The sequence below is a fragment of the Viridibacillus sp. d25.2 genome, assembly GCF_055456015.2.
This window is the reverse complement of record NZ_CM196652.1, coordinates 3,924,166-3,949,553: the sequence shown is the minus strand read 5'-3', so window position 1 is coordinate 3,949,553 and position 25,388 is coordinate 3,924,166. Positions and strand designations below refer to the sequence as shown.

Below are 25,388 nucleotides of genomic sequence, written 5' to 3'. Positions count from 1 at the left end.
AATATATTTTATGATTCTGATAGCATTTACAGTCTTCGCAAGTTGAAAAATTACTCTTTATTCAAATAAAAACCTATCTTCTAAGGACGTGAATATTCTGCTAAATAACAAACAGTAGAGTTAGCGCAACAATCAGCGCAGTTAGCGCAACAATCAGCAGAGATAATGCAACAATCAACTCAGTTAATACAACAAACAATGCAATTAGAGCAACAATCCCCAAGCCAGCCCTCAAAAACACAAATAAGCCGCCCAATCGAGCGGCTTACCAAATCATATTATCTAAAAAACAACCCCGCTACCCAACAAACACTTTACAGTCTTCGCAAGTTGAAAAATTACCCTTTATTCAAATAAAAATCTATCTTCTAAGGACGTGAATATTCTGCTAAATAACAAACAGTAGAGTTAGCGCAACAATCATCGCAGTTAGCGCAACAATCAGCAGAGATAATGCAACAATCAACGCAGTTAATACAACAAACAATGCAATAAGAACAACAATCCCCAAGCCAGCCCCCAAAACACAAATAAGCCGCCCAATCAGGCGGCTTACCAAATCATATTATCTAAAAAACAACCCTGCTACCCAACGAACACTCATTTCCGCCCATTTCTCCTCACAGCGAGTAAAAACTGCGGAATCTTCAACATCCTTTTCCAGCGAGTAGGCTGAGTAATCAAACGGTGGAACCACTCCAAATTAAGCTTAAGGAAGATGTCTGGCGCACGATCAATGTTCCCAGACAGTATATCCAAGCTTCCGCCAACGCCCATTAAAATGGAGTTAGGGAACTGTTCGAGATGTGCAGCAATCCATTCTTCCTGTTTTGGAGCACCTAGTGCTACAAAAACATAGTCAGGAGATAGAGCTGAGGCTTTCAAAGCAACTTCATCAGCGTTACCGTCTCCGCCAAAGCCGTCAGCGACACCGACTATATCTATATTAGGGTACTGTGCTTTTGCCGCCTCAGCCGCTTTAGCTGCAATACCAGGCTTACCGCCATACATGAAAATCTTATTGCGCGTTCCGGTAGCATTAGCAACTGCCATAAACTCATGCACTAATTCAAATCCTGGAATACGTTCTTGCAAAGGTTGGCCGAGCATTTTAGAACCAATGACAACGCCAATTCCATCCGCTACTACATAATCAGCGGCGTGTAATAGTTTTTCATAGGTAGGTAACTCTTTGGCAAGCATGATAATTTCAGGGTTCGCGGTTACGATCCAAACTTGTCCATCTTGTTTTGTTATTGTATTTACAAACTCTTTTTTTGTAGTATCCGCAATCGGAATTGATAAAATATCTATTTTTTTCATACATAAAACCTTTCTTCATCAAAGCATTTCTTTCTATTATATAGTAAACCATCTGAAAGGGGCTTGGATAATCCGTATGCGTTTAATGTGATGATTATTAATCATCCAGACCAACAGTCTCTTTTACCCAATCAGTAGATCTAAAAGCCCGATTTTCAACATTTTTTAAATGTTCTACATAATAAAAGCCGTCTTTAATCATAATCGCAGTTGGGGAAAACCTTGGCGAAACAACCCGTATAGCCCCTTCAGCATTTTTTACAACACTTAAGGAAGCTATGCCGCTAACATAAGTAGCCGGATCTTGCTGAGCTGCAAAGAAATTACCTAAAGAGTAAAATACGTGCGTCTCATGTCCGTTTTTAGCCGTTATTTTCTCATAAGGTTGCAAGACATGTGGATGGTGGCCAAAAATAATATCTGCACCAGCTTCGGAGATGACTTTAGCCATTTGTTTTTGCTTCTTATTGGGTGTAGATTGGTATTCAATGCCCCAGTGCATATTAACGATGATAACGTCGCTAATAGGGCGCATTTTTTTGATATCCTTTTGAATGGTTTCGAGATTGATACGATTAACTAAATAGTCTTTCCCTGCAGGTGTTTCATTATCATTTGTTCCGTACGTGTAAGATAACGTCCCTACTTTAATACCTTTAACATCGATAATACGCATCTTTTCTCGATCTTTAGCCGATTTATAAGCCCCAACATAAGGCAAGCCGTAAGATTTGATGTTTTTTAAGGCAGCAAGAACACCTTCTTCACCAAGATCTAATGTGTGATTATTAGCTACTGATAACAGATCAACACCAGCTTCTTTCAAATCGCGAACAATATAATCTGGGCTTGCAAATTTAGGGTATCCAGATAATCCAAATTCTTTTCCTACGGGCAAGGATTCCTGGTTTGCTAGCAGAAAGTCATAGCTTTTTAACGTATCTTCCACCGCTGCAAAAGAAGGGGAGTAATCTGGGTAATATAATAATTGGGTATGCAATAAGATATCACCAATCATAGCGATAGAAATCTTCTTATCTTTAATGATGGGCGCAGCTTGCTCAACTTTTTCTGGTTTTATATCAGTAGTAGTTTCATTTGATGGTATTTGTTGATACTTTTCAGAAATGGTGCATGCACTAAGTAAAAAGAGGGTAAAACAAATTAATAGAATATTTTTCAAAGAAAATCATCCTTTCTAAGTCCATTTTCTTTAGATTGTGCTATGATAAAATTTGTGAAAAATGAATACTACATTTTTGAAACTTTAGATGTAGTTCATCCGTCTATAATAGTAATGAATTTTATGCAGACAGGAAGTGGATGTGAAAGTGACTAATAATAGAAGATATCGACCGAAAAAAACATCCTTTAAGCGTGTAGCGGCTTCCATTATTTTAATCATAGCAGTTATTGCTGGATTATACACACTCCTTACAAAAAATGATGAAGCTACAGATGAGCCAAATGTAAAAGTGGCTGATACCGAAAAAACAGCTCAGGAAAAACCACAAAAAGATGAAGATGATGATACTTCTGAGAAAAAAGAAGGAAAGGTCACGACGGATGTTAAAGATGGCGTTACGAATGAAGCTGTTACAGATGTGACAATGCCTAAAAATGATACGTCAGCTATTATTGCGAATGCAAAAACGCAAGTGTACACTGTCTATACGGACTTGCAACAAGGATCGGGTTTTCTTTTCAATAGAAAAGGGGACATTATAACAAATGCCCATGTTGTAAAAGATGCATCCTATGTATTTGTGACAAATGAACATGGTCAAGAATTCCAAGGACAAGTAATTGGTATTTCTAAAAAAACTGACATTGCACTAATTCGAGTGCCTGGTTTGCAAGGAAAAGACCCGCTTGTACTGGATACTACAAAAGCAAAAGTAAATACGCCAGTTATTGCCATAGGAAGTCCTAATAACAAAGGTGGTACATCAACAGAAGGCGATATTAGAGCGTTAAATGGCAATTTTACAGATGAATATACTTATTCAAATCTATACGAGATCACAGCACGTTTAGAGCAAGGTTCAAGTGGTGGACCTCTAATTAACGCGACAACTGGTAATGTTATCGGCATTAACTCCATCATATTAACGGATCAACCTGAAATTGGTTATGCAATCCCTGTCTATTCAATTATGTCTCTCATCTCCCAATGGGCAGATCAAGATGTCGAAATTAAATTAGACGATGAAGAAGATTACGACCATAAGCAAGATGCCTATTTAGATAAAAAATTAATCAAAGACTATATAAATGGCTACTATGAACTATTCCCATACGCTATCAAAGATAAAAATAAAAACTACTACGAAACTTACTTATTACCAAACAGTAGTGCAGCAACAACAGCAAAAGAAATGATTGCAAATTATTCATCGAAAGACAAACAGTATCAAGATTTAACATTTACGTTTGGCTCAGTACACGTCTATGATGACTATGCGACAGCAAATGTTAACTCTACATATACTTACAAAGACGTCAAAACAGGTATTAAAGGAACGATTAAACAATCCATCCAATACACAATTATTATTGATAGATATGGTGATTATCAGTTCACTAAAATTGATATCTTATCAACAAATTCGGACCTACCTACATCAGGTTCTGGTGAAAAAGAAAAAGATAAAGAAAATGTAACTACTCCACCAACTGATGATAATGAAAAAGCAGATGAAGAAGAAGAAGAAGATTCTGTGGAAACACAAGGTACAGAAACACCGACAGATGGAAAAACAGTAGAATAAGTACCAAAACCTCGAGTTAGCAAAGCTCGAGGTTTTTTTATGATTTTTAGAAGAGAAGTAGGGATTGCTAATTTCACACATAAAAACCTCTAAGTAAAGGGCTTTTATCTAAAAGTCCAATACTTAGAGGTTCTAAAATCAATGATGATTAATTTTAATTAGTTGAAAGTACCGTAGCTGTGTAAATAGCGATTCCAGTATCCATTATTGATAGATTGTACTTGAACTTGGCTTCCAGCTGCATGTACGATTTTACCGTCACCCATATAAATGGCTACGTGATCAATTGCCCCTCCACCTTGTGTGAAGAATACTAAATCACCAGCTTGTGGGTTGCTTGTATATCTTGTTTCACTACGTTGTGAACGACTTGTACGTGTGATAGATTTACCTTGTTGTTGGAAAACATATTGTGTAAAGCCACTGCAATCGAATCCAGAAGTAGTCGTACCACCATAACGATAAGGGATTCCAATATATTGAAGTGCTTGATCGACGATTTCGCTACCAGAATCGTTACTAGAAGAAGCTTTTGTAATGCTTTTTGATGTTTTTGATAGGTAAGCGCCTGACATCCAGCCTTCTTTACCGTTTACTGAAACTTTGTACCATGTTTTGTTACCAACAGTTTTTTTAGAAGAAGCCTTTACAACAGTGCCTGAAGCAACAGATGTTTTTACTGTTGAGTTTGTTGAAGCATCAGAACGTAGATTCAAGCTTGCAGTTGTTTTAAAGTGAATATTAACTTTAGTAGCAATAGGATTTGAAACTTGAGTTACTTCAACTGTTTCAACTTTTGTATTTTCTTTAGTGTTGTTGTCGTTTTCAGCAGCTTTTGCACTTCCAAAGGCAAGTGTTAAAGCAAGTGTACTTGATGCGATTGCTGTAAATAATGCTTTCTTATTCATCAATTCATCCTCCAACTTTTCAACGATATTTTTTGTATATAATGTTCAATAATTATTGTAAATTTTAGTTTGTTCGACTAAGTAATACTTTAAAGAATTCAGAAAAGAAACACAATGCTATTTCGTTTACAGTTATATTACAGTTGTGTAACAAAAATGAGGATAAAGTTCTAATGGTAAGTGGTATTTAAGTCTTTGTAGTTTAAATTTTGGTGGGAAATTACTAATTAGTTGTACTTAAAAGTTAAGTAATTTTTGTAAAAACTGAATTGATGTATTAAATCAGATAATTTAAGTTTTTAGCGAAGAGTTTTGCAACATAATGTTACAAAATATAGCTGCTACTGAAATATTTCATTTTAAAAAGAGCTTTAAAGTTGTTCTAAACGAGGCGTTTCAGTAATGAATGAGTATTACTTGAGGTTCTATAAATAGTTTTTTGAGCATCTTAACAATATAAAAAGCATTTCCAAGGCAATATTATCGCCATGGAAATGCTTTTGGTGTTTATTGTTCTATAACAACAGTACATAAGATTTAATCAAGTGAATAGAAACGTTTGTAACTATCAAAGTGCTGTGCCCAATAAGGTTCGTTTACAGAAGAGACTTGAACATGTGTACCACCAGCATGTACGAATTGACCATTGCCAATATAAATGCCTAAATGTGAAATACCAGTTTGATATGTATCACGGAAAAATACTAAGTCACCTACTTGAGGTGTATTAATATAGTAAGATCTAGCTTCGTAACCTGCAGCGTTTGTGCGTGTCATTGAAAGACCTGCAGTATTAAATACATAGTGAATGAAGCCGCTACAATCGAAACCTGATGGAGTTTGTCCACCCCATACATAAGGTGTATTTTGTAAGGATAAACCTAAGTTAACTGCCTTTTGTTTAATTTCATTTGTCGAAACAGTTGGTGTAGTTGGTTTTGAAACATTTGTTGTATTTTCTTTGTCTTGTTGGGTAGTAGAATTTGAGCTGTTTTTGACTTTTAATGTTTGTCCAACACGTATTAAATCAGAAGTCAAACCGTTCCAAGATTTTAATTGTGTAATCGTTATGCCGAATTTATAAGCAATACCGGATAAAGTATCACCAGCTACAATTTTATAAGTAGTAGCACCGACATTTGTTGGAGTTGATGGTTTAGTTGTTGTTCCTGGCTTAGTTGTTGTTGTATTACCAGTTGGTTTACCTGCGCTCGTTGTTGTAGTAGGAATTTTAATCGTTTGTCCTACATATATAAGATGATCTTGTATTTTATTGGTTTTTTGAATTGCGCTGACAGACACTTTATATTTTGTTGAAATTTTTGAAAGGGTGTCGCCTTTTTTCACTTTATAGGTAGCGGTATTATTTGATGAAGAAATTGCAATTGCATTTGTATTTACCTTATTAGAGGGTACCTTTGAAATTTGTGTAGATACTTTGCCGGAAAGTAACAATTTTTGTTTAGGATAAATTATATCTGATTTCAAATTATTTGATTTTTTTAGTTTAGCCACTGTTGTACCGTGCTTAAGTGCGATTTTGTATAAAGAATCACCACTTTTCACAGTATATGTATTTGAACTTGCTTCTGTCGATTGACTATTAATACAAAGTGCGAGTGCACCTGTAGCCAAGATGGAATAGGTAGCTTTTTTCATGAAAATCACTCCTCTTTATAATTCAAATTATCATACCTGTTCTTTGTACCCTCATTCTAGTGAAAAAAAACATAGAAAACAATGAAATTAGTAAAAAGGGGTAATAAGATAGTCAAAAAATTTTTTTAAAAAACAAGATTCTAAAGTAATGGTTATATAACACTATAAAAACCCTTGTTATAAAAATAACAAGGGTTTTTATTCCTAATTAAAAATAATAAAATTATATCAATAGTATTAAAAATAAACTATTTAACTATTTCAAGATTAAATGAGCTTTTAATTCAGCAGATACATCCTTAAGTTCTTTCTTATTCATCATATAATACCAAATACCATTAATAGTCTGTCCTTCACCCTTTTTAAAATAGAGTTGCTCAATAGAATTAATGGCGTTTTTATGTTTTTTTTGTAACTCCATCATTTGTTCAAATGTTAAATTTGTTGAAATATTGTCACCAAGTGCATTGAAAATGTTTTTATACTTCCATAGGCTACTAACAGAAGCACCTTCTTTTAAAATCCCTTGAATGAGCTGTTTTTGTCGTTCTTGTCGACCAAAGTCCCCGGCAGGATCTTCCTTCCTCATACGTACATATGCGAGAGCATGTTCACCGTCTAATTTAACTTCTCCTTTTGGAAAGCTATAGCCTTCTTCTTTAAATGTAAGCTCATTATTTACTGTAATGCCGCCAACAGCATCTACAATATCTTGGAAAGCTTCCATATTCACTTCCGTTACATAATCAATCGGGATATCTAGTAAATTTTCGACTGAGGCCATTGCCATTTTAATACCTCCAAAAGCATAAGCGTGATTCAGCTTATCACTCGTCCCGTGACCAACAATTTTGGTATATGTATCTCTCGGAATACTTAACATTTTCGTACTTCCTTCATTAGTATTGATCGTTAGTACAATAATCGTATCCGATCGTCCTTTATCATTCTTCCGTTGATCTACACCCAATAGCAAAATGGAAAACGGCTCTTTTTTCTCTAAATGGACTTTTTCCACCCTCATATCGGATTTTTCTCGATCAATTTCTACATGCACCCTTTTTAAATTAGAAGTTAAATTGGCATATACGTTACATACATACATACCAATTCCTAAAATAATTATGCCAATAATCCACGGCCATTTTCTTTTTTTCTTCTTCTTTTCTATCTCAATTTCCATTGATATTATACCTCCAAAAACAGGAGATTCGACTCTTCTGTGTATAATCGCGAAAAACGTCGACAATTTTACCTGTTATTTAACTTCCTTTAAATTGATAAAATTATACAAATAATCGCAAACAATATGTGTTATCGACAAATGTCGTTTTATCTATCGATTTACCGAAATTAATGTCTTAATAGGTAGTGGGAATACGTAATGGAAATGAGGGATTGCTATCGTTGCATCTATTTTTCTTTATTTCAAATTCGGCATTATAGGTAGTTTAATACAACATAGAATGTGTTTTGAATAATAAAAAAAGCTCACTTTTCTTAAGAAAGGGAGCTTTATCGTATTACTTTCGACGAATTAGTGTTTGCTGTTTATTAAAGCGCAAAGATAAAATAATTGAGGCTAATCGTTGCTGTTGCTCCATAACTGTATGTAAAGAAACATCCAATATAATTATTTCGCCATTATCAAAATAAAGAATTGTCTGTCCTTTACTATATGCCTCATATCGATAATTATGATAAAACACCCATACACACTCAGGGTGATAAGGCGATCGTGTCGGATATGCGTAAATTCCTTCGCCGATATAAAGTGGAAGCTTTTTTGAATAACCTAGGAGCTCTTTTACTGCATCAATACGACCTTGAAAAGTGGAACCATAGCGAATACATATCTTTTGGAGTAACTGAATAGGCGTTAAAGTCGAGTGTAAATATCCATCTTTAGTCATTACCTTCGACTTCGTCTTTCCTTCAAATACAGGAGATAAAACAAATGAATTGGTAGTGATTAAATCTAAATCCTTATCAAACATCATCAAACACCTCGCATTTTCATCCATCATACGAAAATAACCAACTTAAATCAACAAAATATTGTATATTTTCCAAATATTATAAATAATTAGTAGAGTAAGTACAGAGGAAACGTTGAATTTCATGTATCGAACGTTAACTATAGTCATTCGTCTTAAACTATAATCCCATATACGATAAGTATTACCCGGGAATAAAAGTGTTGTGCACAACTAGAAAGGCCATCTAATGGAGCAATTTGAAATTGTTTTAGCACAATTCGAACCAATGATTACAAGTGTTATAAAACGCTGTCGTATTTACCGAGAACACGAGCAATATAGACAAGCAGCACGTATCGGACTTTGGAAAGCTTGGTCAAAATATGAAGACAGTCGAGGTGACTTTGCTCCATATGCTTATAGATGTATCCAAGGTGCCGTTTTAGATGAATTGAAAAAAGAGTCGCGCAATGAAGAACGTAATATACCTGCCGAGTCAGATACGTTAGAATCATTGACAATAAACAGACACGTAGTAAAGTCAGATACACATATACTAGATACTATTTTAGAAGCACTACCACCAAAGGACTTACAGTTGCTCATTCTATTGTATATAAAAGGATACAGTTATGACGAATTAGCGGTTATGGTAGGGCTCACAAAAGGTGGGATTAAAAAAAGAAGAGATCGGATTATGAAGCAAATACGAGAAGGAAAAATGAAAAGCCTTAAAAAAATCAAGTAAAGTTCACCCTTTCGTAGTGATGGAAGGAAAAAGTCTGATAAAAACTAAGCGAAATTGAAAAAAAGTTATCAGATTACCGTAATAAATGTCGAAATGAGCTGCTTCCTTGGAAGCGATACAAGGTATGATGCAGAAAAAGTCATAGGCAACTGAGAACCAGGAGCTTGAAGTACGTGTAGGTTGTCGAATTACTAGTATTCAGTAACATAATTGAGTGGACCAAGAAAAAAGTTACTAATGTTAAGAGTATATACTAATACTTCACGAAAACGCATGAAGTTAAAATCATGCGTTTTTCTATTTTGTAGATTCTATAAGGAGTAATAATTGTAAATGGGATTATGAATGTGATACGTTAAGTAAAATACTCAATTGAAGAAATAAAGTAACAAAAATAGCAAAAAAAGCATTAATTCGCGAATATTTATGGTTTTTTATGATTTTAATAGGCAAACGTATTTACGTATAGTATATAGAGTAGTATTATAAATTTCATGAACATTAAAACGTTTGCATATTTGGGAGGAAAGAAATTGAGCGTTCAAAGCATTATTCGTAATTTAATAGTAGAAACACCATCTCAGCCAGGGAATTTGGCAAAAGTTGCAACAGCAATTGGCTCAATTGGTGGTGATATTGGTGATATAAAAACAATGAAGATCGGCGCTTTATCTACGATTCGTGATATTTCATGTACATGTACAGATATCGCTCAGCTCGATAAAATTGTCGATGCCATTAATAATATTGCCGACAATATTCACGTCCGTTCAGTATCTGATGACGTCATGAAAGCGCACGAAGGTGGGAAAATTCATATGACGAGTCGTGTAGACGTGCGTTCATTAAGTGATTTACGTCGAATTTATACACCTGGTGTGGCGAATGTATGCCAAGAAATCCAAAGAGAACCAGAAAAAGCACACTACTACACAAGTATTGGTAATACTGTTGCAATTGTTACAGATGGTACGGCTATTCTAGGATTGGGGAATATTGGACCAGTTGCAGGTATGCCTGTTATGGAAGGTAAAGCTGTACTATTTGATCAATTTGCTGGTATTAGTGGTATTCCGATCTTACTCGATACAAGTAATCCTGATGAGGTAGTTGAAACAGTAAAACATATTGCAAAAGGTTTTGGTGGTATCTTATTAGAAGATATTGGTTCGCCACATTGCTTCGAAATTGAGGAGCGTTTAAAGGCCGAGCTTTCAATTCCTGTTATGCACGATGATCAACATGGAACAGCCGTTGTTACATTAGCTGCAGTAATATCAGCTTGTCGTTATGCCGGAGTTGAATTAAAAGATGCTGTAGTTGGTCAAATTGGCCTTGGAGCAGCAGGGCAAGCAATTTGCCGTATGCTAATGGCCTATGGTGTTAAAGAAGTATGTGGTGCGGACACGCAAGAAAGAGCATTAGCTCGTCTGCGTAGTATTGGAGGAACAGTAGTAGGATCAGTTGAAGAAATGATGGCAAAATGCGATATCGTCATTGCAACGACAGGAGTATCTGGGCTGATTAAACCGTCAATGGTGCGCGAAGGACAAATCATTTTGGCTCTTTCAAATCCATACCCAGAAATTACACCTGAAGATGCGATTGCTGCTGGAGCATCATTTGCTGCAGATGGACGCCTTGTCAACAATGTTCTAGGCTTCCCAGGGATTTTCAGAGGTGCATTAAATGCCAATGTTAAAAGTATTACGTACCCAATGTTATTAGCTGCGGCTAATGCCATTGTAGATGCAACGCGAAACGGTGATCTTGTACCACACCCACTGGATCCAAATGTCCATAAATCAGTAGCTGAAGCTGTTGAACGAGTAGCTTTAATAGAGATGTCAAATTTAGATTAATAACAAAAGACCGATTATCTAGCGGTTTCAGACTGTAGACAAACTCGAAAAAAACGAGTTTTCTACAGTCTTTTTATTTACAAGAGCTTCTTCAACTAAAGAGGCAGAATAGTGAGATAAGAAAGGAGGTCCTTGTGTGGGATCTCCTTTTTAATTTTTTTAATTTTATTTTATACTATACTGCGCAGCAAGATATCCAAATAGATGCTTGCATACCTTATCTTAATAAGAGGTGAAGGATTAATGTTAAATATAACATTTCACTGGAAACTTTCTCAAATACCAGAACGAGCTGTAAAGAAGCACTGCAAAATGTGTGGCAAATTATCAGTTTTTACGGACACCAATGTGAGAAGGCATAACTCAAACGGAAAAAGCATATACAAATATGCGATTTATAAATGCGAAAAAAATCATACGTGGAACAAAAAGTTAGCTATTTATAACACGTTCTCAGAGCATATTGCTGAAATTGAAGAGCAGAAAGAAGAATCTTCAATTATGTCAGCCATTCCAATAAGCAGCTTAGCAGAACAAGGAGTAAAGATAATACACATTGTACTAGATGATGTGATAGGAAAACATCGAATTGATAAAGTACTTGCAAACCAAATTGAGGATTGGAGTCGATCACTTATCATAGAAAAGATTGAAAAAGGAACGATTCAATTAAATGAACAAGTCATTAAACCTAGTTCAAGATTGTCAAAGGGAGAACGTATTTCCATTTTCGTTTGATGAAAAACATGAAAAACATTTAGCAACCGAACTAAACCTGAAAATTAGTGAATAGGATATTTAAAATTACTCAACTACAAGTTTCACGAAGAAGTTTAATTTCCTTTTCAGATAAATACTTAGGTATTCGTTTTCCCACTTTAGGCTCTTTAATTTTTGAGGCGGGATTCATCTGTAGGTATCCTTCTTCATGAGACCACCGAAACAAAGACCTCATAAAGCGAATTCTATGTGAAAGGCTAGAGGGTTTTAAATGCTTCCCTGAAACCGAAATATATTCTTTCAGTATATTTGTTTCTATATTTGTTATTTCTATAACCTTAAAAAATGTAATTAGTAATGATGCTTGGATTCTATAAGCTTTCAATGTCTGTGGGGAAAAACCTTCAATTCGTTTGTCAGATTAGAATGCTTCCCATGCTTTTGACAGTAACATTGTGTCTACCTCCTAAAAAGTTATTATTAAAGGGATTCTTGCCATCTATCGAAATATAGACATATTGATATTTTACTAACGGAACAGGTTAATTAAACAAGAGTAATAAAATTTTTGATCAAAATCTAATTAGGAGAGGGGAAATTTAAATGACAAAGGATCAGGATTATCAAAAAAACGATTTGGACTTAATGAATTGTTGGAAGACAGAAGAAATGGACGGAATCCTAACCAAACCAAACCAAACCAAACCAAACATTAAAAAAAGAAATGCTGAAGCTATGATTAGATATGCTGTAGGAGGCATTATTAAATCGGATGATACCATCCTGTTAGTGAAAAAAGGAAAAGTCATGGACACGGAAAAATCGATGGAGGTTAAACCCGAATGGGATTTTCCGAAGGGGGGCATAAAAAGAGAGGATCTGGATATTCAGGAAGCGTTATTCAGGGAGCTTGATGAGGAAACCGGGACGAGAGACTTCCGGGTTATAGGTGAACTAGGCACGCTTGAATTTGAATTTCCAGCTGCTATGAAAGTAAAACTACATTTCGAACGGCAAGTCACGCATATGTTTCTCTTGGAGTTTTTAGGTGATAGGGCTCAGTTAAAACCAAAAACGGAGGAGATTAGTGAAGTTGTGTTTGTGAAGATTGATGAAGTGGATGAACATCTAAAGCTAACAGAGACGAAGGCGTTTTTTCAGGATAATTTGGATGGGATAAAATCAGGGATTGTTTTGAGGTAGAGAATGGGGTAAGCATAACGAAACCAACCAGTTTCGAAGTTGTTATGTAAAGGGGCAATTAATTCAATAAAATACTAAACTCAGTATTCAACTAAAGGGGCAGGAGTTGAATAAGTACAAAATAAAAAAGACCAATAAGTGATCTTTTTTAAAGGGAAAAATCTAAAGTTTTTAGTAACGTATCAATTTCTGTTTTAATGGTGAAAAGATGAGGCTTATTTTTATCATCAAATATGAGTAAATAAGGCTTCTCATCTTAAGAGGGAGGTTAGTTCAATAAGAAATTCATAGAATTGTAAGAGGAAAAGGAAAGAAGGGGCTGTCCCAAAAGTCGGTGAAAACCGACTTTTGAGTGCAGCCCTATTTCTTTAAATTTAAATACAAAAAAATCGCCTTTTCTTGTAAAATGTAAGTGACAAAACAAACAATTACGGAAAGGGCGATTTTTTATGAGCAATCCAAAGACTACTAACGAAAATTATAACATGACTCAAACAACGCTTCCACTAGAAATTGGGGAAGAAACTCTCGTTTCTAGAAATCAAAATGAAAACCCTACATTCATTCCATATAATAACCAACAAAGTATATGCCTCTTCGATCTTCAAGACCTTATTCCAATTAATCATATTGCGCGAGTAGTGGATGAAATGATCGAAGGAATAGACGATGAATACTTCTTCGAACCATACAAAGGTGGTGGTCGCAGTGCATATCATCCTAAAATGATGGTAAAAGTCCTTCTCTATGCGTATTCGCAAAAAGTATATTCTTGCCGAGAAATCGCCAAATTACTGAATGAAAATCTCCCAGCAATGTGGCTAGCTGCGATGCAAAAACCAGATTATCGTACAATTAACCGTTTCAGAACATCGTTTATGGTTGAACGAATTCAACTATTATTTGAAAAAATGATTCATCAACTTATCGAACAAAAGTATATAACAATGGAAAACTACTTTTTAGATGGCACAAAGATTGAAGCTAACGCTAATAAGTATTCTTTTGTATGGAAAAAAGCAACAACTCGTTTTGAAGAAAAACTGAAAGAGAAAATTGATGAGACTTATCAATTTATTCAATCTGTCGTAAAAGGGGATGAATGCTCTATCGTGAGTGAGGACAACCAGTCCTCTATTACGCCAAAAGAGAAGCTAGAACAAGCAGAAGAGATTCTTACACGCCAAATCAGCAAGCAAACCAAAGAATTCCAAGATGAAACAGAACCAGAAGCCCGAAAGGAAAAACGTAGAAAGTTAAGCGAATCCAAGAAACTCAAAAAGCAAATTCGTGAAGATTTTCGTCCACGCCTTGAAAAGTATGAATACCAACAACAGTTATTCGGTGAGCGCAATAGCTATTCTAAAACGGATACCGACGCCACATTCATGCGGATGAAAGAAGATCACATGCAAAATGGACAATTAAAACCGGGTTACAATATACAAATGGCAACAGAAAATCAATTCATTCTTTTTTATACTCTGCATCAACGTCCAACTGATACACGATGCTTTATTCCACATTTGGAAGAATTGAAAAAATCATCCGTTCCGTTCCCAAAAAACGTCATAGCAGATGCCGGTTATGGAAGTGAAAGCAATTATCTCTATTCAATGGACCAAGAATTTCAGGCATTGATTCCTTATGGCACATTTTTAAGTGAACAAAAACGAAGTTATAAAAAAGACATTCGTCATGCAAGTAACTGGGTTTACAACGAACAAGATGATACATACATATGCCCTAACAATCGAAAAGTACCTTTTAAACGTTATTCTACACGTACAGATAAATATGGTTTTTCACGAGACTTCAAAATATATGAATGTGAAGATTGTACAGATTGCCCATTGAAAGCACAATGTTCAAAATCTAAAGGGAATCGACAGATTCACTACAATACCGTTTATGAAGAACTCAAAGCAAAAGCACAAACTAGCCTTTGGTCTGAACCAAACGCACAAATTTACGCTCGACGGAAAATCGAGGTAGAGAGTGTATTTGGTCATATCAAGGGCAATCGGTCGTTTCGTCGATTCTCACTTCGAGGTTTAGAAAAAGTGAGAACGGAGTACGGCATTGTGGCAATGGCCCACAATTTACTGAAAATAGCTGGAATCCTCCAGCTATTTTCACCAAAACAGAGAAAAACGAAAAAAGTTCCAAAGAAAAACAGTACGTTTTTCTTTGGAACTTTTATTTTAGGGACTTATTAGACAGCCCCTTCTTTTGTTGTATGGTAAGGGAGAACCATCGTTTTATTACTGATTAGTTAATTTATTTCTTCCATGGAGTTTCAGTTTTATGCTCGATAACTTGTATTACTATTGGTTCAATATTTTTTAACATTTGCTCGTATGATCTACTATTGCCATTATTTTCACCCTGAAGTTGTGCATCAGCCTGTGTTTTTGCAATGACATTAATTACTTGTTGTTTAGAAACGTTTTTAGAAGCTGCAATCTCCACCACAGATTTTCCTGTTGCCAATTCTTGTTTTAATTCTTGTGCGTTTATTTTTAATAAAGACAATAAAATTCCATCGTTCAAATAAAAGTCTGCAGTATAATCAGGTTTACCATTTGTAGAAAATAAACCTTCGACTTTAATATTTGGAGGTGTAGGTTTACCTTCTAATACTGTTTGAATTTCTTCAGGAGTTGGTGCTTTAATAGAATTCACAGTTTCTACCGATTCATTTCTTTCTTTTTGAGCAGCATAGGTACTGCCAGCTCCTACTAATAATACTGTTGAAATTCCAAGTGCAGTGAATAATTTTGTCTTAGGATTTAACATTTTAAAACCTCTTTTCATTGTTTTATTGGGTGTTACAAGTACTAATATAAACGCAGCATGTAAAGATGAAGTGAAGATGAGATAAAGTTGAAATCAAACTATATTCTTCCACTAATCGGTGCTTCAATTAAAAGAAGCTGAAATGCTTCTTTTTTGTTATGCAGTTAAAGGGGCAGGGAGGATAGTTATAGAAGGAATGCGATTTTGCAAATAGAATATGACTTAATGTCAGACGTATAAGTCTGCCAATTTTTTATTTTTTTGTAACGAAACCCTCTTAACTTAGTCTTACTTATGAAAGGAGGTTGAAATGTGACTGAATTTGAGAGTATTTATAATCAATATTTTCGAGAGGTATACTCATTTGTACTATTTTTAAGTCGTAACGAAAAGATAGCTGAAGAAATAACACAAGAAACATTTTTTAAAGCATTAAAAAACATTGATAAATTTAATGGGAAATGTAAACTCAATGTTTGGCTTTGTCAAATAGCAAAAAACACATACTTTACCTATCTCGACAAACAAAAGCGGTTTGATAAAGACGAGATACCTGAAGAAAATGAAAATAGTATTGAAGAAATGATACTAAATAAAGAAGAGACTTTCCGTATTCATAAAGTCTTACGTCGCTTAGAAGAGCCTTATAAGGAAGTTTTCACGTTAAGAGTATTTGGAGAACTTTCCTTTAAACAAATAAGTGAACTTTTCGAGAGAACAGAAAGTTGGGCGAGAGTCACATTTCACCGAGCGAAACGTAAACTTCAAGACTTGCTGAAGGAGGAATAGAATTGAGTAAAGTATCATGTGAAATAGTTAAAGATTTGCTTCCATTGTATTATGACAACGTATGCAGTGGTGATAGCAAAAGAATGGTAGAAGAACACCTTGTCGAGTGTGATAGTTGCAAAATGGAATTAGACAGTATACAAGCTGATTTAAAATTACCAAAAGAAGAAATTGAAAGAAATAAAAATGATGGTAATGTTATAAAAAATATTTCTTCTTTCTGGAACCGTTCAAGAGCCAAATCATTTATTAAAGGGGGAATAATTAGTGCATTATTTATTTCTCTTATCATACTTGGATATTTTGGTTTATTTCATTGGAACATCACAAGCGTTCCGACAGATGTGGTAGAGATAAAGAACATTAGTGAAATGGCAGATGGCAAAATTGTCTATTATGCCGAGATAAATGATGGTTATAGTTTGAATAGCTTAAAATACGATATGGATGAGGAAGGTAACTTATATATCATTCCTTTACGGCCAATTATTAAGCAAGAGGCGGTACAACCACTAGGTATTTTGGAAAAGGGATATGACATTATTGACATTAAGGACCAAGAAATAGTTCGTGGTGAGGGGATAAAGGCGTTGTATTATGGATCCCCAAAGGATAATATTTTGATTTGGAAAAAGGGAATGGATTTGCCCAAAGCAAGCGAAGAAATAGAGAATATGTTCCACTTTAATTAAAAGTAAGGATTTTATGCACTTCAACTACCATGAAAATTAATTTCTTCAAGAAAAGAAAAATATCAATACTAAAGAAGACCCCTGCTTAATCGTTAAAAAAGAGGAGAGCGTATATTCCTCACAACCGAATCCGTTAAGAAGTTTCTTTTTTTAAAATGAATGTATTAAAACTCGGCGTGGGGCAGCTGGTAATTGATTTAGTTTTGACTCTTTTATCGTGGATGGTAGAAGAAGAGCGTAATCGAAATAAAAAAGCACAGCGAGAAGGGATTATACTTGCAAAAGAACGTGGGGCCTTCAAGGGGAAGTCTAGAAAATATCATACTGAAGCAAAGGGTAAATTCGTTCCTTAGTTCATACACTACTTGCGCTTTGTCTTTCGTTGTAATGCTTCCTTTTCTTGAACTAAGGCATTCAACTTTTTTAAATAAGCATTCTCCATACGTAAACGTTCATTTTCTGCTTGTAAAGCCTCAATTGATTCTTCAGTGAGTTCAGTGTTCTTCATTTTCTTTTTCATGGATGAACGCCCCTTTTTCTTTAGTTTTAGGGCGTCTACTCCTTTGGTTTCGATGATTTTCGACCACTTCCTTATCAATCCAGGTGAAGGAATATTAAATAGTGCAGCGGCTTCGATTGAAGACGTCCCATTTTCGTTCATATAATTGAGTACGTCTAGTTTAAACTCTAAAGATTAACTTGTATAGGACTTTATAAACGCCTCAATTCCATTAGTTTCGTATTGTTTAATCCAATTTAAAAGGTTTGATCGTGCTGTGCCGACTGATTTCGCAATCGAGTTCATACTTTCTATACCCAACTGATAGCGTTTTACAGCTCCTAATTTATCTTCTACCGTAAATTTTGGCATATGAAAAACTGCACCTCCTGATTGTTATACTGTGTCTAATAATTGGGGTGCAGTTCAAATTGAAGTAGTGTCTCCTTTACGTTTTTATAAGTGAATTTTAATGGCTTTCTTATCCTATTCATAGGAACTTAATATCCTGAGTTGATAGGAGATGATTTTAAATGTTTATCTTAATTAATAATGCAATCCCATTATCCTTCTTCCGCTAACCTGCCCTGATAGCTAAATAAACTAATTACGTCTAATTTCACCGTGAAACGGTATATTAATCTTTTGTTATGCCATTAGCAACAATCTTTACGAAAACAGCCTTTTGTATAAAAAAAGCATTCCGCAGTTGCGAAATGCTTCCTCTAAAATATGCTATTTCTTATCTAAATCCTCAACAGAGAATATTCGACCATAAGCATCCTTATAAACAATATGTTCACTACTAAATTTTGTAGGGGAATCAAGTCCAGCAGCAGCTGCTACACGGAAAAGACCTTCACGCATGGAAACGATATAGTTCGTTACACGGTATTTTTTTTCATCAATAATCAGTCCATTTTGTAACTTAGGATTCGTTGTAGCTACGCCTGCTGGACAATCATTTGAATGACAACGTTGTGCCATAATACAGCCGACTGATATCATAAAGCCACGAGCAATATTGATTAAATCTGCACCTAAAGCGAGCATGACAGCTGCACGGTCAGGTGTAATAATTTTCCCTGATGCGATAATTTTCACGCGATCATGAACACCATGACGAACCAAAGCACCTTGTAATAACACTAGGCCAGAATGTATATGTAAGCCAACACCATCAGCTAGATCTTGGAATGTAGCGCCCGTACCACCTTCAGCACCATCAATTGATATGAAATCAGGACCTTTACCAGATTCCTTCATATAAGCAGCTAACTCATCCGCATCTTGTGGACTACCCACAACAATTTTAATACCTACAGGAAGACCTCCATGTTCTCTAATCTTTTCGATGAAATCAAATAGAGTAGGGAAGTCATCAAATTGACGGAAGCGGTTTGGACTATTAATAGTGACGAATGGTTCTATATTCCGGATATTAGCAATTTCTTCAGTAACTTTTTCTGCTTCAACGTGGCCTCCACGTGTTTTAGCACCTTGCGCCAATTTTAATTCAAATGCTTTTACATGAGGCATGGCTGCTTTTTCAGCGAGCTTATCCCAACTGAATTCACCATCTTTTGTACGATAACCGAAGAGACCAGATCCGATTTGTGCGATTAAATCTGTTTTGCCTACTAAATGGTGCTCTGAAATACCACCTTCACCGGTATTCATCCAAGAGCCTTTCGCCATACCAATTCCTTTTGATAGCGCAGTGATGGCATTTTTTCCAAGTGCACCGTAACTCATAGCAGATTGACCAACTAAGCTACGAACGTGGAAAGGCTCACGGCAATTAGAACCGATTACAACAGCATTGTCTTCTGATAAAAGCCATGGATTGATATCAACATCTTCAGTGTGTTCTTTACGTGAAAATAGATTATCCGCATCCATTACATATTTCTTTGTGTGAATACGTTCCTCTGCATCGACATGTAATTCATCCACTTGTTTCGTAAACATTGCATTCCGTATATAAAATCCAGCTTCATCCAAAATCGCGTTTAGAACCGAAACCAATGACGTTCCCTAAGTATTTCCCAGGTAATACAATATGTAGAAAATCTTCGCGATTAAACGGTTTCCCTAAATGATCATCATCAAATAAGTATTGACGGAATTCAGGACCGACCTTTTCAAGGATATATCTCATTCTTCCTAAAATAGGAAAGTTTCTTAGAATAGCATGTTGCTTTTGATGACGGTCAAGGTAATACAAAAAGATTACAGAAATTAATGGAATAACGACTAAAACGACTAGCAATATGAGTAATATAGAAGAAATACCTTCAAACCACCCCATATGCCGCACACCCCTTTTTTATATAAAAATCTTAATCTATATCAATAACTTATATAACATATCACAATTTGAGATAGGTTCAAGAGTCTGAAAATAGATAAACAATACAGAAAATGCTTTACTACCAAAATAATCAGTAAGGTTAATTTAAATTAACGCAAAACTACCCAGAACGTTAAGTTCTGGGTAGTTTAATGTAAAGTATCTTATTTTCTTATGAATAATGAAATAATCCAACCAATTATCGTTCCAACGATTGCAGGAACTAACCAACCAATACCCTCTGCATATAAAGGTAAGTGCTTTAATAAGTTTGCATAAGCTGGGATGTCCAAATTTGCGACATGTAAACCGTCATATACACTAACCAGAGCAGTAGCAATTAATGCAACTGTGTAAACAATTGATGCGCCACTGAAGAATTTATCGATTAAAGCTAAGCACATTAACACGATTGCAATCGGGTAGATTGCTAAAAGTATTGGTAAAGAGATTTTAATTAGTTGTTCTAAACCAAAGTTTGAAATGACCGTACTAAAAATTGCGAATATAAATACTAAACCTTTATACGGAATTTTCGGGAATAGTTTTGCAAAGAATTGTGATGATGCAGTTAATAGACCGATTGAAGTTGTTAGACAAGCGAGCAGGATAACTGCTGATAATAGAGCATTACCGAAATTACCATAAAGAACGTTTGCGGATTTTTCGATAATTTCTGCGCCACTACCTTGAGCGCCAATTGTTTGGAAACTTGATGCCCCAATATAACCTAGTGATATATAAACTAAAGCTAAACCAGCTGCAGCAATGAATGCGGCGAAAATAGTAGTTTTAACAATTTTAGAGCTTTCTGTTACTCCTTTAGCTTGTAGGGCTTGGATAATAACAATCCCAAATATTAGTGCTGCTAAGAAGTCCATTGTTAAGTAACCTTGCAAGAAACCTTCTGTGAAAGGCTGTGTAGTATATTTACCAACGGCTTCACCTGGACCATCCATTGGTGTAATAATACTTTTCGCTGCTAATAACGCAATTACTAATAAAAGAATAGGTGTAAGAATTTTACCTACACGGTCAACCAATTTAGTTGGGTTTAAAGCAAAGAAAGTAGTAATCCCAAAAAACACAATCGTAGTTAATAATAGGGGGATTGGTGAATCTTTCATCGCATCAGTTAGAAATGGTACAACACCAATTTCATAAGAAACTGTACCTGTACGTGGAATGGCGAAGAATGGTCCAATTGCTAAGTAGACGATGGAAGTAAATACGATTCCAAAAACAGGGTGAACCTTACCGGCCATATCTTGTAACTGACCGCCAGATTTAGCGACAGTGATGACACCAATTAAAGGTAAACCGACACCAGTGATTAAAAATCCAAGCATTGCTAGACTAAATGATTCTCCAGCTTGTTGACCCAATTGTGGTGGGAAGATGATATTACCTGCACCTAAGAATAATGCGAAAAGCATTAAGCCTACAGCGACTTGCTCCCCAAGAGATAAAGATTTGTTCTGCATAAAAAAAGCTCCTTTGGAAATTTACTTGCGTAATGATTTCATCTATGAAAACAAAACACTAATTTTTCTTCAGATAAATAAATATTCTTTGTAATCTGAAAATTCAAATTACAAAAGTTATAAAAGTTACTAAACAACCTTAACATGAATATGATAAGAATGGAACCTAAAAAAAAGACAAGATAGTAGGTTTTTTCTTAATCAAGAACTTTGTGGTATTAAAACGCTTTCATTACACGTAAAATATTTGTGAAGATAGTGTAAAGGAACTGTTAAGAGTTTGTAGAATGAAACTTTTAGTCTATTTTATATGCTAGATTACTTTTAAGGAGGGGTAATATACATGTTTAAATGGAATAAAATGGACTTGAGGAAGAAATATTTTCTTTCACTTAGTATTACTTTACTATTATTCGCAATTATGACGGTCACACTCATCTTTCAAGTAAATGAGAATAGAAAATGGTCTCAAGAACTTGATAGTTTATCGAAAAATATTAATGACATAGATATGTTATCAAAGGAATTTAGTACATTATATATAGCAATCATCCATTATGCAGGAGATCCTCTTCCTACGCATGATACATCCTATAATACATCGATTTCTACTCTTGAAAGTTTACTAAAAAAATCTGGTGATGTTGTACTACCGGTGAACTTGGAAGCAATCGAAGTGGAACAAAAAAGGATTCATGAACTATACATAAAACGCTTGAAAGTATCAGTGGAGAAAAAAGACAATATCGCAAAACGGCGTCAACTGAACTCGGTTTATCAATCGTACGACAATATTGAAAAAACCTTACATAAAATCCGCTCTGGAGCATCAATGGAACGCGAACAGATTTTACAAAATATGAATGAAAGTCAGAAACGCACTTTAATCGTATTATGCGCTTCTTTTATACTTGCAGTGGCAATCTCGACAGTACTAATGATGATTACAAATCGACAAATTCGACACCAACTTGAGTTAGTTGCAGGAACAGCAGGTAGTATTTCAAAAGGTAATTTAAGCGTTGCTGATTTACCAACTCATACGAATGACGAGATAGGACAAGTTTCAACAGCGATGAATCATATGAAGCATCAACTTGTAGAAATGCTCCAAATAATTAAATCATCAGCACACGAAATATCTAGTGACAGTCATGTCCTGCAAAATTATTCAGTACAATCTTTAGAAGGATCTAAAGTTGTATCAGTTTCACTTAAAGAATCTTTGCAAAATGCAAAAGCACAGCAACATTCATCGGATGGCATTGTTGCATTTATGGAACGCTTCTCAGATAATTTGCAACAAATGGTAGGCCAAGTAGAGCAACTGTCCGAAAAAGGGCTTCAAGCGGAACAGTATGTGGAAGATAGTAGTGTTTCGATGAATGTAGCTGTAAGCAAAATGACAGGACTACAGCAACTTCTAATAGAAGCAGAACAGGAAAGAATACTTTTGCAAAAGCGGACAGATGAAATTGTCCGTGTCTCTCTTTTAGTGAAACAGATTGCCAAACAAACGCATTTGTTAGCCTTGAATGCTGAAATTGAAGCGGCACGGTCTGGAGAAGCAGGGAAGGGGTTTGCGGTTGTTGCAGAAGAAGTCCGTAAATTAGCGGAAGAAGTTTCAAATGCTGCTCACAATATTCATAATTTGTCCGATGATATAACTGTGCAAGGCACAACAATGGCGAATACTTTTAAAGCGGGTCTCATAACATCAGAAGAAAGTGCAACAGCAATTCAACAAGCGGCACAGCAAATGACAATTATCATACAATATATAGGCGATACGCGTGATCAGTTTAACGCAATGTCCAAACAAATCCGAACTGTTGAAAAAGAAAAGGAAAGCACCAAAATGCTCATTCATCAGTTAAATGATGCCATTTTTCAAAATACCGAACATATTGAAGAGACGACAATGTTCGTAAGTGATAATCTATCGACTATTGAATTACTGTCATCACGTATACATGACGTTTCTGAACAAGCGATGACAATGCATCAATCAACAACGAAGTTTGAGATGCGCAGATAGATGTAATATATGGAAAATGTTTAGCCCCCCTGAGAGGGGGGTACAATAAAAAGAAAATGCCGTAATGCTTCTCCTAACTGCATTGTTGGGGGAATTTTTCTGTAGAAGGTGGAACTATTGAATGAGACGCGTCGTCCTATAAACGAAATGAATAGAGTTTAAGAAAGTATAATTTCTGTGAAACGAAGTGTGTTTTCTAGTATTTCATGCTATAATACATTGTAAATAAATTGTAAATATAGTGGATGCATATTTTATGTGTCTATAAAATATAAATGAAAAGGGTTATTAAGGAGGAAGGGTATGACATACCTTGCATGGATTGTAGCATTTATAGCTTCAATTTTACTGACTCCGCTTGTGAAACGACTCGCATTTCGTGTCGGTGCGGTCGATCGTCCAAATCATCGAAAAGTGCATGCTAAAATTATGCCAAGACTTGGTGGCTTAGCCATCTATCTTGCATTCCTCATAGGGATTTTGATTTTACAACCTAAGCATGAAGCAATGCTTCCTCTATTAATTGGGAGCTTTGTCATTATTGTGACAGGTGTCCTTGATGATATGTTTGAGATTTCAGCGAAGGCTAAATTACTTGGTCAGTTAATTGCTGCTACAATCGTAATATTTTTTGGTGGAATTCAAATTGATACCATCAACCTTCCATTCAGCAATGGAGAATTTGATTTCGGTTTCTTAAGTATCCCAGTGACAATTATTTGGATTGTGGGTATTACGAATGCGATTAATCTAATTGATGGACTAGATGGTCTTGCTGCCGGTGTGTCAACCATTGCGTTGGTAACACTTGCTGGAATGGCCTTTATCATGGGAGATACATTTGTTATTATCATGGCTACAATGTTAGCTGTAAGTACTATCGGGTTTTTATTTTACAATTTCCATCCTGCGAAAATTTTCATGGGGGATACCGGGGCATTGTTCCTTGGCTTCATGATTTCTGTTTTGGCTTTACTAGGATTCAAAAGCGTTACATTTGTTTCATTAGTTATTCCGATTATCATGCTTGGCGTACCAATCTCGGATACATTTTTTGCGATTGTTCGCCGCTTATTAAATAAACAACCACCATTTTCACCAGATAAGTCACATTTACATCACTGTTTATTAAATGTTGGTTTCACACATCGTCAAACTGTATTAATCATTTATGGTATTGCCTCGATGTTCGGCCTTGCAGCTCTTGTTTTCTCTATGGCTAAGGTATGGGGAGCCATTCTACTCATAACGGTATTGCTTGTTGCCATTGAATTATTTGTAGAAGTGATAGGACTTGTAGGATCAAATTATAGACCGCTATTAAATTTAGTGCGTAAAAGTAAATAATAAAAGACGATATTGCAGGGTGACTGCGATATCGTCTTTTTATTTGCTGTTAGATGAATTCTTCGGGAATGATTATGAATGTGAATGTGGGCTAATAATTTTGATAGCATTATTATCAACTTTACAAATGTTAAATTTGAAATACGTACAGGTCAATCTCATTTGGTGAGGTGAAACTAATTCATATACTTAACTAACAACTTACTGTAACTTG

Annotated in this window: 22 protein-coding genes and 3 pseudogenes; 11 read left to right on the top strand and 14 right to left on the bottom strand. The window is 35.3% G+C overall.

Features of this window, described 5'->3' with window-relative positions; translation table 11 throughout:
- Nucleotides 1-100 precede the first annotated feature (100 nt).
- The 4 genes from ACZLO7_RS19445 to ACZLO7_RS19430 form a co-directional block, all read right to left on the bottom strand.
- On the bottom strand, nucleotides 101-241 hold the full coding sequence (locus ACZLO7_RS19445) for a hypothetical protein (protein WP_464939591.1): 141 nt from the start codon (nucleotides 239-241) through the stop codon (nucleotides 101-103).
- 147 nt (nucleotides 242-388) lie between these two features.
- Nucleotides 389-511: a hypothetical protein gene (locus ACZLO7_RS19440; protein WP_464939592.1), complete on the bottom strand. Its 123-nt coding sequence runs from the start codon at nucleotides 509-511 to the stop codon at nucleotides 389-391.
- A gap of 89 nt (nucleotides 512-600) precedes the next feature.
- Nucleotides 601-1,323, bottom strand: a complete 723-nt coding sequence (locus ACZLO7_RS19435) for a WecB/TagA/CpsF family glycosyltransferase (protein WP_464939593.1) — start codon at nucleotides 1,321-1,323, stop codon at nucleotides 601-603.
- A 97-nt stretch (nucleotides 1,324-1,420) separates the two neighbouring features.
- Complete coding sequence (locus ACZLO7_RS19430; protein WP_464939594.1) at nucleotides 1,421-2,506, bottom strand: CapA family protein; 1,086 nt, start codon at nucleotides 2,504-2,506, stop codon at nucleotides 1,421-1,423.
- 148 nt (nucleotides 2,507-2,654) lie between these two features.
- On the opposite strand from ACZLO7_RS19430, the gene ACZLO7_RS19425 reads away from it, so the two are divergent.
- Nucleotides 2,655-4,094: a S1C family serine protease gene (locus ACZLO7_RS19425; protein ID WP_464939595.1), complete on the top strand. Its 1,440-nt coding sequence runs from the start codon at nucleotides 2,655-2,657 to the stop codon at nucleotides 4,092-4,094.
- A 158-nt stretch (nucleotides 4,095-4,252) separates the two neighbouring features.
- Here ACZLO7_RS19425 and ACZLO7_RS19420 read toward each other — a convergent pair whose 3' ends face one another.
- The 4 genes from ACZLO7_RS19420 to ACZLO7_RS19405 form a co-directional block, all read right to left on the bottom strand.
- Nucleotides 4,253-5,002: a C40 family peptidase gene (locus ACZLO7_RS19420; protein ID WP_464939596.1), complete on the bottom strand. Its 750-nt coding sequence runs from the start codon at nucleotides 5,000-5,002 to the stop codon at nucleotides 4,253-4,255.
- Nucleotides 5,003-5,539: 537 nt separating this feature from the next.
- On the bottom strand, nucleotides 5,540-6,661 hold the full coding sequence (locus tag ACZLO7_RS19415; RefSeq protein WP_464939597.1) for a C40 family peptidase: 1,122 nt from the start codon (nucleotides 6,659-6,661) through the stop codon (nucleotides 5,540-5,542).
- 256 nt (nucleotides 6,662-6,917) lie between these two features.
- Nucleotides 6,918-7,844 carry an LCP family glycopolymer transferase gene (locus tag ACZLO7_RS19410; protein ID WP_464939598.1) on the bottom strand — a complete coding sequence of 309 codons (927 nt, stop codon included), beginning with the start codon at nucleotides 7,842-7,844 and terminating at the stop codon, nucleotides 6,918-6,920.
- A gap of 340 nt (nucleotides 7,845-8,184) precedes the next feature.
- Entirely contained in the window at nucleotides 8,185-8,661 is a 477-nt protein-coding gene (locus ACZLO7_RS19405; RefSeq protein ID WP_464939599.1) for a competence protein ComK, read from the bottom strand.
- A 226-nt stretch (nucleotides 8,662-8,887) separates the two neighbouring features.
- On the opposite strand from ACZLO7_RS19405, the gene ACZLO7_RS19400 reads away from it, so the two are divergent.
- The 3 genes from ACZLO7_RS19400 to ACZLO7_RS19390 all read left to right on the top strand — a co-directional run bounded on the left by ACZLO7_RS19400 (nucleotide 8,888) and on the right by ACZLO7_RS19390 (nucleotide 11,988).
- A complete protein-coding gene (locus tag ACZLO7_RS19400) occupies nucleotides 8,888-9,388 on the top strand; it encodes a sigma-70 family RNA polymerase sigma factor (protein WP_464939600.1) in 501 nt (166 codons plus the stop codon).
- A gap of 533 nt (nucleotides 9,389-9,921) precedes the next feature.
- Complete coding sequence (locus ACZLO7_RS19395) at nucleotides 9,922-11,250, top strand: NAD-dependent malic enzyme (RefSeq protein ID WP_464939601.1); 1,329 nt, start codon at nucleotides 9,922-9,924, stop codon at nucleotides 11,248-11,250.
- Nucleotides 11,251-11,493: 243 nt separating this feature from the next.
- A complete protein-coding gene (locus ACZLO7_RS19390) occupies nucleotides 11,494-11,988 on the top strand; it encodes a S4 domain-containing protein (protein WP_464939602.1) in 495 nt (164 codons plus the stop codon).
- A gap of 70 nt (nucleotides 11,989-12,058) precedes the next feature.
- Here the strand turns inward: ACZLO7_RS19390 and ACZLO7_RS19385 are convergent, their stop codons facing one another.
- Nucleotides 12,059-12,379 (bottom strand): tyrosine-type recombinase/integrase, encoded by a 321-nt coding sequence (locus tag ACZLO7_RS19385; RefSeq protein WP_464939608.1) that lies wholly within the window; start codon nucleotides 12,377-12,379, stop codon nucleotides 12,059-12,061.
- Nucleotides 12,380-12,573: 194 nt separating this feature from the next.
- Between ACZLO7_RS19385 and ACZLO7_RS19380 the strand changes: the two genes are divergently transcribed.
- Nucleotides 12,574-13,173 (top strand): NUDIX domain-containing protein, encoded by a 600-nt coding sequence (locus tag ACZLO7_RS19380; RefSeq protein WP_464939603.1) that lies wholly within the window; start codon nucleotides 12,574-12,576, stop codon nucleotides 13,171-13,173.
- 449 nt (nucleotides 13,174-13,622) lie between these two features.
- Nucleotides 13,623-15,392: an IS1182 family transposase gene (locus ACZLO7_RS19375; RefSeq protein WP_511261366.1), complete on the top strand. Its 1,770-nt coding sequence runs from the start codon at nucleotides 13,623-13,625 to the stop codon at nucleotides 15,390-15,392.
- Between the two features lie 61 nt (nucleotides 15,393-15,453).
- On the opposite strand, the pseudogene ACZLO7_RS19370 reads toward ACZLO7_RS19375, so the two are convergent.
- Nucleotides 15,454-15,789: pseudogene (locus ACZLO7_RS19370) on the bottom strand (hypothetical protein); the annotation flags it as partial.
- 495 nt (nucleotides 15,790-16,284) lie between these two features.
- Between ACZLO7_RS19370 and ACZLO7_RS19365 the strand changes: the two are divergent.
- From ACZLO7_RS19365 to ACZLO7_RS19355, 3 genes are all read left to right on the top strand, one after another.
- Nucleotides 16,285-16,761, top strand: a complete 477-nt coding sequence (locus ACZLO7_RS19365; protein WP_464938210.1) for an RNA polymerase sigma factor — start codon at nucleotides 16,285-16,287, stop codon at nucleotides 16,759-16,761.
- A gap of 2 nt (nucleotides 16,762-16,763) precedes the next feature.
- The gene (locus ACZLO7_RS19360; protein WP_464938211.1) at nucleotides 16,764-17,453 is read left to right on the top strand and encodes a zf-HC2 domain-containing protein; all 690 of its coding nucleotides are present in this window, start codon (nucleotides 16,764-16,766) and stop codon (nucleotides 17,451-17,453) included.
- A 155-nt stretch (nucleotides 17,454-17,608) separates the two neighbouring features.
- The gene (locus tag ACZLO7_RS19355; RefSeq protein WP_464938212.1) at nucleotides 17,609-17,806 is read left to right on the top strand and encodes a hypothetical protein; all 198 of its coding nucleotides are present in this window, start codon (nucleotides 17,609-17,611) and stop codon (nucleotides 17,804-17,806) included.
- An 8-nt stretch (nucleotides 17,807-17,814) separates the two neighbouring features.
- Here ACZLO7_RS19355 and ACZLO7_RS19350 read toward each other — a convergent pair.
- The 4 genes and pseudogenes from ACZLO7_RS19350 to brnQ form a co-directional block, all read right to left on the bottom strand.
- Nucleotides 17,815-18,126, bottom strand: a pseudogene (locus ACZLO7_RS19350) (helix-turn-helix domain-containing protein); the annotation flags it as partial.
- Between the two features lie 21 nt (nucleotides 18,127-18,147).
- Nucleotides 18,148-18,324, bottom strand: coding sequence for a helix-turn-helix domain-containing protein (locus tag ACZLO7_RS19345; protein ID WP_464938213.1), 177 nt, complete (start codon nucleotides 18,322-18,324; stop codon nucleotides 18,148-18,150).
- A 363-nt stretch (nucleotides 18,325-18,687) separates the two neighbouring features.
- A pseudogene (locus ACZLO7_RS19340) lies at nucleotides 18,688-20,263 on the bottom strand (FMN-binding glutamate synthase family protein).
- A 206-nt stretch (nucleotides 20,264-20,469) separates the two neighbouring features.
- Complete coding sequence (gene brnQ / locus ACZLO7_RS19335) at nucleotides 20,470-21,789, bottom strand: branched-chain amino acid transport system II carrier protein (protein ID WP_464938214.1); 1,320 nt, start codon at nucleotides 21,787-21,789, stop codon at nucleotides 20,470-20,472.
- 343 nt (nucleotides 21,790-22,132) lie between these two features.
- Between brnQ and ACZLO7_RS19330 the strand changes: the two genes are divergently transcribed.
- Together ACZLO7_RS19330 and ACZLO7_RS19325 are read left to right on the top strand one after the other, a co-directional pair.
- Complete coding sequence (locus ACZLO7_RS19330) at nucleotides 22,133-23,827, top strand: methyl-accepting chemotaxis protein (RefSeq protein WP_464938215.1); 1,695 nt, start codon at nucleotides 22,133-22,135, stop codon at nucleotides 23,825-23,827.
- Between the two features lie 303 nt (nucleotides 23,828-24,130).
- Nucleotides 24,131-25,174, top strand: coding sequence for a glycosyltransferase family 4 protein (locus ACZLO7_RS19325; RefSeq protein ID WP_464938216.1), 1,044 nt, complete (start codon nucleotides 24,131-24,133; stop codon nucleotides 25,172-25,174).
- The last annotated feature ends 214 nt before the right edge of the window (nucleotides 25,175-25,388 follow it).

Excerpts from the sequence above, each read along its gene's own strand:
- ACZLO7_RS19415 (WP_464939597.1), bottom strand. The coding sequence starts at position 6,661 with ATGAAAAAAGCTACCTATTCCATCTTGGCTACAGGTGCACTCGCACTT.
- ACZLO7_RS19380 (WP_464939603.1), top strand. The coding sequence starts at position 12,574 with ATGACAAAGGATCAGGATTATCAAAAAAACGATTTGGACTTAATGAAT.
- ACZLO7_RS19435 (WP_464939593.1), bottom strand. The coding sequence starts at position 1,323 with ATGAAAAAAATAGATATTTTATCAATTCCGATTGCGGATACTACAAAA.
- brnQ (WP_464938214.1), bottom strand. The coding sequence starts at position 21,789 with ATGCAGAACAAATCTTTATCTCTTGGGGAGCAAGTCGCTGTAGGCTTA.
- ACZLO7_RS19375 (WP_511261366.1), top strand. The coding sequence starts at position 13,623 with ATGAGCAATCCAAAGACTACTAACGAAAATTATAACATGACTCAAACA.
- ACZLO7_RS19420 (WP_464939596.1), bottom strand. The coding sequence starts at position 5,002 with ATGAATAAGAAAGCATTATTTACAGCAATCGCATCAAGTACACTTGCT.
- ACZLO7_RS19405 (WP_464939599.1), bottom strand. The coding sequence starts at position 8,661 with ATGATGTTTGATAAGGATTTAGATTTAATCACTACCAATTCATTTGTT.
- ACZLO7_RS19355 (WP_464938212.1), top strand. The coding sequence starts at position 17,609 with ATGAATGTATTAAAACTCGGCGTGGGGCAGCTGGTAATTGATTTAGTT.
- ACZLO7_RS19345 (WP_464938213.1), bottom strand. The coding sequence starts at position 18,324 with ATGCCAAAATTTACGGTAGAAGATAAATTAGGAGCTGTAAAACGCTAT.
- ACZLO7_RS19410 (WP_464939598.1), bottom strand. The coding sequence starts at position 7,844 with ATGGAAATTGAGATAGAAAAGAAGAAGAAAAAAAGAAAATGGCCGTGG.
- ACZLO7_RS19325 (WP_464938216.1), top strand. The coding sequence starts at position 24,131 with ATGACATACCTTGCATGGATTGTAGCATTTATAGCTTCAATTTTACTG.
- ACZLO7_RS19390 (WP_464939602.1), top strand. The coding sequence starts at position 11,494 with ATGTTAAATATAACATTTCACTGGAAACTTTCTCAAATACCAGAACGA.
- ACZLO7_RS19330 (WP_464938215.1), top strand. The coding sequence starts at position 22,133 with ATGTTTAAATGGAATAAAATGGACTTGAGGAAGAAATATTTTCTTTCA.
- ACZLO7_RS19400 (WP_464939600.1), top strand. The coding sequence starts at position 8,888 with ATGGAGCAATTTGAAATTGTTTTAGCACAATTCGAACCAATGATTACA.